This window comes from Paraburkholderia sp. Clong3 (assembly GCF_050436485.1).
GTDB classification, from domain to species: Bacteria; Pseudomonadota; Gammaproteobacteria; order Burkholderiales; family Burkholderiaceae; genus Paraburkholderia; species Paraburkholderia tuberum.
The window spans coordinates 555,632-566,942 of the sequence record NZ_JBNDMH010000003.1; the positions used below are offsets into that span (position 1 = coordinate 555,632).

Annotated in this window: 8 protein-coding genes and 1 pseudogene; 8 read left to right on the plus strand and 1 reads right to left on the minus strand. The window is 62.2% G+C overall.

The features are described from left to right. Positions 1–15: 15 nt before the first annotated feature. Positions 16–831 (minus strand): polyphosphate kinase 2, encoded by an 816-nt coding sequence (gene ppk2, locus OKW30_RS26005; RefSeq protein WP_429347993.1) that lies wholly within the window; start codon positions 829–831, stop codon positions 16–18. A gap of 231 nt (positions 832–1,062) precedes the next feature. Between ppk2 and OKW30_RS26010 the strand changes: the two genes are divergently transcribed. From OKW30_RS26010 to OKW30_RS26045, 8 genes and pseudogenes are all read left to right on the plus strand, one after another. Continuing rightward, positions 1,063–1,743, plus strand: coding sequence for a hypothetical protein (locus tag OKW30_RS26010; RefSeq protein WP_429347994.1), 681 nt, complete (start codon positions 1,063–1,065; stop codon positions 1,741–1,743). Between the two features lie 283 nt (positions 1,744–2,026). Next, positions 2,027–2,614: a BPSL1445 family SYLF domain-containing lipoprotein gene (locus OKW30_RS26015; RefSeq protein WP_409340005.1), complete on the plus strand. Its 588-nt coding sequence runs from the start codon at positions 2,027–2,029 to the stop codon at positions 2,612–2,614. Positions 2,615–3,551: 937 nt separating this feature from the next. Further along, the gene (locus OKW30_RS26020; protein WP_429347995.1) at positions 3,552–5,021 is read left to right on the plus strand and encodes a PAS domain-containing sensor histidine kinase; all 1,470 of its coding nucleotides are present in this window, start codon (positions 3,552–3,554) and stop codon (positions 5,019–5,021) included. Then, a pseudogene (locus OKW30_RS26025) lies at positions 5,018–5,642 on the plus strand (response regulator transcription factor). The gene OKW30_RS26020 and the pseudogene OKW30_RS26025 overlap by 4 nt, the downstream one beginning before the upstream one ends. A 162-nt stretch (positions 5,643–5,804) precedes the next feature. After that, entirely contained in the window at positions 5,805–6,191 is a 387-nt protein-coding gene (locus tag OKW30_RS26030; RefSeq protein WP_090808964.1) for a response regulator transcription factor, read from the plus strand. A gap of 216 nt (positions 6,192–6,407) precedes the next feature. Beyond that, a complete protein-coding gene (locus tag OKW30_RS26035; RefSeq protein ID WP_184064517.1) occupies positions 6,408–6,800 on the plus strand; it encodes a hypothetical protein in 393 nt (130 codons plus the stop codon). A 16-nt stretch (positions 6,801–6,816) separates the two neighbouring features. Further along, positions 6,817–8,064, plus strand: a complete 1,248-nt coding sequence (locus OKW30_RS26040) for an efflux RND transporter periplasmic adaptor subunit (protein WP_429347996.1) — start codon at positions 6,817–6,819, stop codon at positions 8,062–8,064. 13 nt (positions 8,065–8,077) lie between these two features. Continuing rightward, on the plus strand, positions 8,078–11,311 hold the full coding sequence (locus OKW30_RS26045) for an efflux RND transporter permease subunit (RefSeq protein ID WP_184064523.1): 3,234 nt from the start codon (positions 8,078–8,080) through the stop codon (positions 11,309–11,311).

Consider the following 11,311-nt stretch of genomic DNA (forward strand, 5'->3'; position numbering starts at 1 on the left):
GCAACACCTGCCTGATCAATACCGCTCGGCCACGTATTTAAACGGATAGTCTGGTTCCTTGTATCCGTCGGGCTTTTGCCGTTTCGGCAGCGAGACCTTCTTGCGGGCAGGCTGCTTGTACGGAATCCTCTGAAGCATGTCGCTGATGATGTTCAGTCGCGCGCGCCGCTTGTCGTTTGAATTCGCTATGAACCACGAAGCATAGTCGGTGTCCGACGCCGCGAGCATCTCATCGCGGGTACGCGAGTAGTCATACCATCGGCTATAGGATTTCAGGTCCATCTCGGTCAGTTTCCAGATCTTGCGACCGTCGTGGATGCGTGCCTCGAGACGTCGGGTCTGTTCCTCGGGGCTGACCTCGAGCCAGTACTTGAGGAGGAGGACCCCGGATTCGACGATCGCCCGCTCGACGAGCGGCACGGCCTTGAAGAACGTCTGCACGTCCTCCTCGGAGCAGAAACCCATCACGCGCTCGACGCCCGCGCGGTTGTACCAGCTGCGGTCGAAAATGACGATCTCGCCCGCGGCCGGCAAGTGCGGCACGTAGCGCTGCATATACATCTGGCTTTTTTCACGTTCGCTAGGCGCGGGCAATGCAACGACGCGGAAGACGCGCGGACTGACGCGCTCGGTCATCGCCTTGATCGTGCCGCCTTTGCCCGCGCCGTCACGTCCCTCGAAGACGACGCAGACCTTGCTTCCCGTTTGCACGACCCATTCCTGCAGCTTGACCAGCTCGACATGCAGATCGAAAAGCGCCTTGCGATATTCCTTGTACGACAGCGCCCTGTCTTGCTCGGGCTGCTCGTTGTCCGACTTCGTTTTGGCCATTCTCTTCTCCCCAGCGCGGACTGTTCCAGCGTACTACGCAATGATCCATTCCCACGGTAGAGCGCGACGCGAAGCAGGGCCATACGACCTTGGTCCAATATCGCCGGTACGGGGCGCGCTGTATGCTGCGGGCGTCCGCTCGCGCCTGCCCGATCCGACTGTCCTCGTCGCGCCTCATCCGTATGCCAGCAACGGGCGGGTCCGGTTCACGTCATCGCCACGGGAGGCCTCATGGATGCCACGGGTCACACGGAGCAGGAAAACTTCGGCGATAGGGAGCCGGTTCTCGATGTCGTCGATCGAGTGTGCGAGTTATGTTTCGGCCTCTTCATGGCGCTGACGTTCGTCGGCACCGTCTCGGCCGTCGGCGCGGGTGCCGACGCGGGGCACAAGATGTTCTACACCGCGCTCGGCTGCAATCTCGCATGGGGCCTCGCGGACGCGGTGATGTTCCTCGTGCGTACGCTGGTGGCTCGCGGCAGGCGTGTGACGCTTGCGCATTCCGTGCGAAGCCAGCCGAATGCGGCCGCGGGCGTTCGGACGCTTCACGACGCAATGGCCGCGTGGCTCAGACCGTTGATCGGCGATACGGAGCTCGAGTCCATCCGCAGGCGTGTTGCGGCGCGGCCGGATCTGCCGCAGCGGGCAGTATTCGTGCGCGACGATTTCACCGCCGCCGCGGCTATCTTTGTGCTCGTAGTAGCCGCAACATTCCCGGTCGCGTTGCCCTTCGTGCTGTTCGCGAACGTTCCGACGGCGCTGATCGTCTCCCGTGTCTTGACCATCGCGATGTTATTCGGCAGCGGCATGGCGCTGGGGCATTACGCGGGATTTCGCGGCTGGCAGGCCGGCCTTGCGATGGCGGCGGTCGGCGTCCTGCTGACCGTGGCGATCATCGCGCTCGGCGGATGATCGAGGTCGGCCCCGCCAATCAGCTTCGCTGGCTTCGCGTTTCATTCATCATCGACACCGCGCTTCCTGTAAGACCAAGGTCCGATTCCGCAGCGGTTTCAGCGTGACATCATGTATCTGCAAGCGTTGTAGTCGTCGCATCCGGATACCGAAGAAAATCGACGCGCGGCGATGGCATTGATGGTTCCTTGGGCGGCTATGCCGCTTCACGGCGGAGAAAAAAGATCGAGGCTTCCAGCCATCAGGACTGGCGACTCGGATCGTAACCAGAACGGAGTCGATAGTGAACAGACGGAACTTTGTGCACACGCTCGCGCTTACATCCATGGCCGCGAGTCTGGCTTTGGCGGGTTGCACGACGACCGGAGGCAGTGGCGAGAGCGCCACTACCGACGCCGCCAAACGGCAGGAGATCGACGCGGCCGTGAACGGTGCGCTGTCGAAATTGTTCGAGACGGTGCAAGGCTCGCACGAACTGGTATCGAAGGCGCAGGGCGTGCTGGTGTTTCCTTCGGTGAAGAAGGCGGCGTTCATCGTCGGTGGCGAGTACGGCGAAGGGGCATTGCGCGTCGGCGGAGCGACGGTCGGCTATTACAGTACCGCCGCGGCATCGTTCGGATTGCAGGCCGGCGCGCAGTCGACCGCCGTGTTCTTCCTGTTCATGACGAAAGATTCGCTCGAGAAATTCCGCAACGCGAAGGGCTGGTCGGTGGGCGCCGATGCTTCGGTTTCACTGCTGAAGGTCGGCGCTACCGGCGCGGTCGATACCTCGTCGGCGACCGCCGAGGTCGTCGCGATGGTCTTGACAAATACGGGCCTAATGGCAGACCTGTCGCTGGCCGGCACCAAGGTTACGCGCATGAATCTGTAACAGGGCGCGGCAAGCAGCGGCATTCGATCGAATCGTCATGGCGCTGTCACACGGTGGCGCGTCTATCGCGTGTTGCGCGGTTTCGCTACAGCCAGGCCGCGCGACACGCTACGCGTGCCTTGGCACGGTGACGCGCAGTGGATAGTTTTTTGGCGGACTCACCTCGCCAAGCCTCCCTATCATCCCTCCCGTTGTTCCCACGAAATGCTGCGAGCCAGATGCGCTCGCGACTCGCAGCCACGCTGCCTGTAATCTGCACTGACCGTCCTGTTTATTCAATACCGGTAGAAAAGACGAAGCCGAAACACGCCTTCTCGCCGCGGCGCTGCGTTTAGTCATCTGCCTGGCATAATTTTATTTTTTGTGGTCGATGAATGAAAATGATTCGCACTGGAATAGCGGGCGATAAAAGCGTTGACTTGCTTCAAAAAAACCTATCGCCGACCAATTAATTAAATTGGAGAATTAGCGTTGGGTATACCCGCTGACTCTGCGATTCGCGATGCATGAAAGCTTTACGGTTGGAAGTTTTCATCTGAAAGCGCTATCTCGCCGGGCTTCATGGGCTAGTGCAAATCCGTCACGGCGCAGGGGAACATTGCGGCTCGTACGGCGACGTTGCCAGTTTGCTAACTTTCCTGTGCGTGCAAACGGACGGCACGGACACTGCCCCGCCCGGCAATAATTAACTGCCTAACAAACTCTGTCGGCATTTTCCGATTGATGGCGGACAACGCAGAACACTATTGAGTAGTTTCCCGAGTAAGCGGCATAAATTAAGGTAACCCTTCGGTAAGTGATTCTGGATAGCCTATACTGACTTCCAGCCACCCGACGTGCGAAGTATCGATTGTGAAGTCAATTATGTGGTTCGAAGCCCAAAGATAAAGACGTCGCAGTTGTACGGAATCCGTTCGCACTGGACCCGGAGGTGCCAATGATTAATCTGATCGTGCGTGGCAGACACCTGGCGATCGGGGTAGCGGGAATTCTCACGGCGCTGAACGCGCAACCGCGCCACATGGGTCAAAGCGGCCCGTCACAGATCGACGCTACGCGCAACGACGGTGCTCCACTGTCCGGGCGCGACCCTTCCAGACAGTCTTCACCCAGGCATCACCGGTTTCAGCGCGCTCGCAGTATCTCCGGCGTGTCGAGCCGACAGAGTACCCACGATACCCGCGATACCCACGAGCCGCCGTACGCGTTGCCGGCATGGCGGCGCTGTGTCGCCGCTTGCGCGTCGTGGCTGCGAGGCGAAGGCGACAGCAGCACGCGGCGCATGCTCGAAGCGAGAATGCCGCTGTGCGAGACGCTCGAAATGTTGCCGGTTCCGATCGTCACGGTCGATCAGCGGGACCAGATCATCTTCGCGAACACGCGGGCGGCGCAACTGTTCGGCTACACGAGGGAAGAGCTGATCGGCGCGCCGACCGCCAAGCTGTTTCCGATCGATGGCATCAATGCCGATCGGTCGGCCTCAGGCAAGCGTGGCGCGAAGATACAAATCCCCGGCGTCACGACCACGCAGATTCTGATCGCGCGGCGGCGCGATGGGGGCGGCTTTCACGCGGAGGCGGAAACCACGCGATGCCGCGTGCACGATCAGGAATTGCGGATCACCGCGATATCGGATTGCAGTGCGTGCGGCGAAGTCGATGGAAATACGAGGGATCTCGCGCATCTCGCGCGCGTTTCTTCATTGGGCGAACTCGCCGGATCGCTCGCGCACGAGTTGAAGCAGCCGCTTACCGCGATCCTGTTCAACGCGCAAGCCGCACGCAAATTCATGGATGCGGAGACGACCAACGTAGTGGAGCTGCGCGAAGCGCTCGAAGACATCGTGGCCGACAATTGCCGCGCGAACGACGTGCTGCAGAAGATCCGCGCGCTGGTACGCAAAGGCGATATCGAGTTGCAGTTGCTGGACGTCGGCAACGTCGTGCGCGACATCGCGACGCTCGTGCACAGCGATGCGTTGACGCGCAGCGTGCGCACGAGCTTCGACATTCCGAAGAATCTGGCGCTGATTTGCGGCGACAAGGTTCAGCTTCAGCAGGTGATCCTGAACCTGCTGCTCAACGCTTTCGACGCGGTCAAGGATTGCCCTGCCGCGGACCGCCTCGTCGAAACGACAGCGCGTGAGGAAGCGGACGGACTGATACGGATAACGGTAAAAGATCGCGGCCAGGGCCTCGACGTCGACAGCATGGAAAGGATTTTCCGGCCATTTTTCACCACCAAACCGCAGGGGCTCGGACTGGGTCTTTCGATCAGCCGCACGATCGTCACGGCGCACCGCGGCCGGCTGTGGGCGGAAAACAACGAGGGCAAAGGGGCATCGTTTCACGTCACGCTTCCCGTCGCGACCGATATCCGACAGAGACTCGTGCCCCGATCATCATGAACCAGACCAACACTCGCGTCTTCATCGTCGACGACGACGACAGCGTGCGCAGCGCGCTCGCCCGCTTGCTGCGCGCCTCCGGCTACCAGGTCGAATGCTTCGACAGTCCTGAGGCTTTTCTCGAACGAGCCGATCTGACGAGCATGCCAGCCTGCCTCGTTCTCGACCTGCAGATGCCGGGCATGACGGGACTCGAAGTGCAGCGCAAGCTCGATCAGCTGCTGCCGATCGTATTCCTGACCGGGCACGGCGACATCGGCTCGAGCGTCGACGCGATGAAAGGCGGAGCGGTCGACTTTCTGCCCAAGCCGGTGCGCGACTCGCTGTTGCTCGCCGCGGTGGATCGGCGCGCTCGCGCGCGCGTGTGTGGAAAGCAGGCGGCGCCACGAACGCGAGGAAATAGAAGAGCGGATGAGGCATCTGACCCGCCGCGAACGCGAAGTCATGGAACTCGTCGTGACTGGCCGCCTGAACAAACAGGTTGCGAGCGATCTGGGCGCGGCCGAAAAAACGATCAAGATTCATCGGGCCCGCGTGATGGAGAAGATGAAGGCCCGATCGATCGTCGACCTCGTTCATCTGGTGCGAAAGGGCGGCGTTTGTACGGCCGACGAAGAATAATCGCCCGAACCAGGCGCCGACTCCCGCGTTGCGCCGCCACTTTCAGCGGCGCTGGCCGATACCGCTAGTGGACCAAAGTCTTATATCTCATTGGGGTTTCAACCAGTACGCTAAGGCATCAGTGGTCCACTTTCCGGAGCGACTGCGCGTTCGCGCTGTCATATGGTCAACCCTAACCAATTCGTTGCGGTGGTCGACGATGACGAGTCGGTGTGCCGAGCCATCAAGCGTTTGCTGCATTCCGAAGGTATCAGGGCGGAGACGTTTTGCAGCGGTGACGAGTTCTTGAATGCGCTTGTGGCAATTCCGTCGTATCGGCCTGCCTGCGTGATTCTGGACGTCCAGATGCCGGGAACCAACGGCCTGGAAGTCCAGCGTCAGCTCGCGCAAATGGGCGTGCCGGTCATCGTGATTACCGCCTATGACGATCTCTCCGTCCGCCAGACCGCGCTCGCGGCCGGCGCGGCCGCGTATCTGCGCAAGCCTTTCACCAGCGCGATTCTGTTCAAGGCGGTCGAGGTGGCCATCGGTGGTCCGCCGACACCCTGAACGCGCGTCTTCGCGCCGGATGATATGAGACCAAGGTCCGATTGTCGCCGTTTCTTCGGACCACCAAACTGAACTCAGTCAACGCGTCGAACCGAACACCGGCTGCGCCGCACCGAATTCGAAACCGGACAGGTTGCGGCGCGTGCGTGCCTTTGCGCGTGCGATGCGCCGCGCGGAGTGCGGCAGCGTTCAAGGATAAAAGCGGGAGCGCACGTGATGAAATCAATTTCGGTTTGTCTCGCGATTCTTCTCGGTACCGCTGCGATGCAGGTGGGCGCGGCGGACTTCGACGGCAGCAAGCGGCTGATCTGCGCGACGATCGACGCGCACGCCTGCGATCCCGGCATCGCCTGCACGCGCGCGTTGCCCGCGGATCTCGGTCTGCCGAAATTCCTGACTCTCGATTTCGACAAACGCGCGGTCGTCGGTCCCGCGCGCACGACGCCGATGCTGTCGGTCACCAAGGACGCGGATCAGCTCCTGATCCTCGGCAATGAGATGGGCTTTGGCTGGACGCTGGTCGTCGATTCGACGGACGGCGAGATGACGCTGACGATCGCGAACAGAAACGATGCCTTCGTGCTGTTCGGCAACTGCACGCCTTTGTGATCAGGCGGAGTGCGCGATGAAAACCGTACCCGTGTCCCTGGCCTCGCCGCGGCCACATTCTCGCGGCGCTCTCCCATTGCTCGCCGTCGTCGCGGCGCTGACGCTGCTCACGTTGCTCGCGTCGTGCAAGAAGGCGCCACCGCCGCCGGTCGTCGCCGCGCCGGAAGTGACCGTGATGACGGTGACGCAGCAGGACACGCCGGTCGACTTCGAATTTACGGCGCAAACGCAGAGTTCGCGTGAAGTCGAGATCCGCGCGCGGGTGGACGGCTTCCTCGACAAGCGCATGTACACCGAAGGCGCGTTGGTCAAGGCGGGACAAACGATGTTCCAGATGGACCGCAAGCCGTTCGAGGCGGCGCTGCGGACCGCGAAAGGGCAACTGGCCCAGCAGGAGGCGCGTCTCGAAGTCGCCAAGGCCAATCTCGCGCGCGTGGTGCCGTTGGCGGCGCAGAACGCGTTGAGCAAGAAGGATCTCGACGACGCGGTCGGCAACGAGAAGCAAAGCGCCGCCGCCGTGATCGCCGCCCAGGGTGAAGTCGACACCGCGCTGCTGAACCTCAGCTACACGACGATCAAGTCGCCGCTGAACGGCCTGGCGAGTTTCGCGCGTCTGCAGGATGGCAGCTACGTGACGGCGACCACGAACGGTTTGCTGACCTACGTGTACCAGCTCGATCCGATGTGGGTGAACTTCAGCATCTCCGAGAACGAAATGCTGAAGTACCGGGATGACATTGCGGCAGGACTTCTGCGATTTCCCGCGCACAACGATTTCTCCGTGCATCTGATTCTCGCCGACGGCTCGCCCTATGCCGAGCAAGGTCAGATCGACTTCGCGAACCCGGCGTTCAGTACCGAAACGGGAACCTTCCTCGTGCGCGCGACCTTCCAAAACCCGCAGGGCACGTTGCGCCCCGGCCAGTTCGTGCGGGCCCGCGTTTCCGGTGCGATCCGGCCCAATGCGACGCTCGTGCCGCAGCGCGCGGTGTTGCAGGGCGCGAAGAGCCACTTCGTGTGGGTCGTCGATAGCGACTCGAAGGCGCATCAGCGCGTCGTCGAGGTCGGCGACTGGCAGGGCGATAACTGGTTTGTTACCGACGGACTCAAGGCGGGCGAGCGCATCGTCGTGGACGGCGCGCTGCGCGTTACCGCGGATTCGCAGCTGAAAATCATCAAAACCCTGGCGGCCGGCGGGAAAAGCCAGGCGGCGGTGGCGACGGCTGCATCGCAAGGCGCCGCGGCAGCGCCCGCCGCCGAGTGACGGGGCAGTCGCCATGAACATTTCGCGCTACTGCATCGATCGGCCGATTTTCGCGTCAGTCATTTCGATCGTCATCACGCTCGGCGGCGCATTGGCGATGTTCTCGCTGCCGGTCGCGCAGTACCCCGACATCACGCCGCCGCAAATCACGGTGTCCGCCACCTATCCGGGCGCCAGCGCCGAGGTCGTCGCGAACAACGTCGCCGCGCCGATCGAGCAGCAGGTCAATGGCGCGGACAACATGATCTACATGAACTCGTCCAGTTCGTCGACCGGCAGTATGACGCTCAACGTGTACTTCCAGATCGGCACGAACCCCGAACTGGCCCAGGTCGACGTGCAGAACCGCGTGAATCTCGCGCTGCCGCAGCTGCCGCAATCGGTACAGGCGCAGGGCATTCAGGTACAGAAAAAGTCACAGGCGTTCATGATGGTGATCGCGATCTATTCGCCCACCAACCGCTACGATTCGACGTATATCGCGAACTTTACGAACATCTACGTGCTTGACGCGATCAAGCGGATTCCGGGCGCGAACCAGTCGAGTATCTTCGGCACGCCAGACTACGCGATGCGGATCTGGCTGAAGCCCGACCGGATGGCGCAGCTGGGCGTGACGGCCGCCGACGTGCAACGGGTCGTCGCGAACCAGAACCAGCAGTTCGCGGTGGGCAGTATCGGACAGTCGCCGACCAGCGGAGCGGTCCAGCAATCGTTCGCGGTCACGACCACGGGGCGCCTCGCCGAGCCTTCGCAGTTCGACAACATCATCGTGCGCGCCGCGAGCGGCGGCGCGGCGATCGTGCGGCTCAAGGACATCGGCCGCGCCGAGCTCGGCCAGAAAGACTACTCGATTCGCAGCCGCTTCCAGGGCAAGCCGGCCACCGTGCTCGCCGTGTATCAGCAGCCGGGCGCCAACGCGCTCGACGTGGCGAAGCAGGTGCGCACGACACTCGCGGAACTGAAGAAGTCGTTTCCGGAAGGCATGACTTACGAAATCGCGATGGACACGACCGAGTTCACGCGAGCGTCGATCTCGGACGTGATCCATACGTTCTTCGAAGCGCTGGTGCTCGTCGTGATCGTCGTGTTCGTATTCCTGCAAAGCCTGCGTGCGACGCTGATTCCGATCATCGCGGTGCCGGTGTCGATCGTCGGCACCTGCATGTTCATGCTGCTGCTCGGCTTTTCGATCAACATGCTGACCTTGTTCGGCATGGTGCTCGCGATCGGTATCGTCGTCGACGACGCGATCGTCGTGATCGAGAACGTCGAGCGCAACATGACGGTGTACAAGCTGTCACCGAAAGACGCCTCGAAGAAGGCGATGGACGAAGTCGCCGGCCCGGTCGTGGCGATCGTGCTGGTGCTGTGCGCGGTGTTCGTGCCGGTCGCGTTTCTCGGCGGCATCACCGGCCAGATGTACAAGCAGTTCGCGATCACGATCGCGATTTCGGTGGTGCTGTCCGGCATCGTCGCACTGACCTTGTCACCGGCGCTCGCCGCGTTGCTGCTGAAAAGCACGCACCACGAGAAGAAGGGCTTTTTCCGCTGGTTCGACAATCAGTTCGCCCGCATGACGTCGGGCTATACACGCGCGGTCAAGCTCATCATCAAGCGCTTTGTCATGGGGCTCGTGTTCTTCGCGGCGATGATCGTGCTGGCGGTGCTGATGGTGCGCTCGATTCCGTCGGCGTTCCTGCCGCCTGAAGACCAGGGTTATCTGCTCGGCGCGGTCATCATGCCGGACGCGGCTAGCCTCGACCGCACCGGCCAGGTGTCGCAAGTCATCACTGACTATTTCATGAAACAGGAGGCGGTCGGCAGCATCACCACGGTCGATGGTTTCAGCCTGCTCGACAGCCAGAACAAGAACAATGCCGGCACCTTCTTCGTCGGTCTGAAGAGCTTCGACGAACGCTATACGCGCGCCAACCGCGCGACGCAGAACGCGCGCCAGGTGCTGCTCGACGCGTATCGCCACTTCGCGAACGTCCAGGAGGGCATTATTCTGCCGGTCAACCCGCCGTCGATTCCGGGGCTCGGCACGACAGGCGGCACGGAGGTGTGGATTCAGAGCAAGGGGGATGCTTCCATCGCACAGCTCGCGGGCGTGGCCGACCAGTTCGTGCAGAAAGCGCGGGCGCGCAAGGAGCTCACCGGCGTCACGATGACCTTCAATGCGGCGTCGCGGCAACTGCTGGTCGACGTGGATCGCGACAAGTCGGAGACGCTCGGCGTGCCGATCGAAGACGTCTATAGCTCGATGCAGACGATGTTCGGCTCGCTGTACGTATCGCAGTTCAACCGCTCGAGCCGGCTGTGGCAGGTGATCCTGCAGGCGGACCCGCGGTATCGCCTGAAGCCTACTGATCTCGATCAGATCTTCGTGCGCAGCACGAACGGCACGATGGTGCCGATCAAGTCGGTGGCAAGCTATCGCTTTACGACGGGCCCGGACCTCGTCACGCGATTCAATAATTTCCCGGCCATCAAGGTCACGGCGAATGCCGCGCCGGGCTACAGCTCCGGACAGGTGATCTCGACGCTGGAACAGATCGCCGCGCAGATGCCGGAAGGCTACGACGTGGCATGGAGCGGCGAAGCATTCGAGGAACGGCAGTCGGGCGGCACGTCCGGGCTGGTGTTCGTGTTCGGTCTCGTGATGGTGTTCCTGATCCTCGCCGCGCAGTACGAGAAGTGGTCGCTGCCGGTCGGTGTGCTGATGGCGGTGCCGTTCGCGCTGTTCGGCGCGTTGCTCGCGATCATGCTGCGCGGCCTGTCCAACGACGTCTACTTCCAGATCGGGCTGACGATGCTGGTCGCGCTCGCCGCGAAGAACGCGATCCTGATCTTCGAATTCGCGGTGCTCAATCGCGAGAGCGGCGCCTCGGTGTTCGACGCGACGATGACCGCGGCGGAAGAACGGCTGCGCCCGATCGTGATGACCTCGCTCGCATTCATTCTCGGCTGCGTGCCGCTCGCGATCGCGACGGGCGCGTCGGCCAACAGCCGTCATTCGATCGGCACCGGTGTGATCGGCGGCATGTTGGGCGCGACGGCGATCGCCGTATTCTTCATCCCGATGTTTTATTACCTGCTCGAAACCATGTCGTCGCGCTCGAAGGGAGGCAAAAAGCCGACGCCGGGCGTGGAGCCCAGCGGCGGCGCAGGACGCGAACCCTCGGCGGTGCCGGGGCCCGGTGCGTCGAGCGAGGCGCCGTCCGCGCCGCAGGCAGGTGAATGA